A 303-nucleotide genomic window follows, 5' to 3' on the forward strand; every position below is an offset into this window, starting at 1 on the left:
TCAACCTGCTCAAACACGGCCTGTTGTTCAGTGTCCCGCCCGTCGGGTAAATACCAGTAGCCGTAATCTTCCTTCAAGCGCCGCTCGGGGCCGGCAATACACCAATGCGCGATCTCGTGCAGTGCAGAGGCAAAGTAACCACGGGCAAACACAATTCTGTGGTGCGGATGCTCAGTATCAGCAGGAAGATAAATCGGTTCATCACCGCCCAGCACCAATTCGGTGTTGAAGCGGGTCAAGAAAGTGCGATTAAAGAGTGTTATCAGGTCGTTATAATCGTGAGGCATGGACTGTGCGTGGCTT

At 52.8% G+C, this 303-nt stretch carries 1 protein-coding gene; it reads right to left on the minus strand.

Annotation, left to right across the window (positions count from 1 at the left end; translation table 11 throughout):
* Positions 1-287 (minus strand): elongation factor P hydroxylase (locus ACYP03_RS25475; protein ID WP_459782603.1); only part of this gene is annotated, 287 nt, incomplete at its 3' end.
* Positions 288-303 lie beyond the last annotated feature (16 nt).

The sequence above is a fragment of the Photobacterium sp. R1 genome (assembly GCF_054600795.1).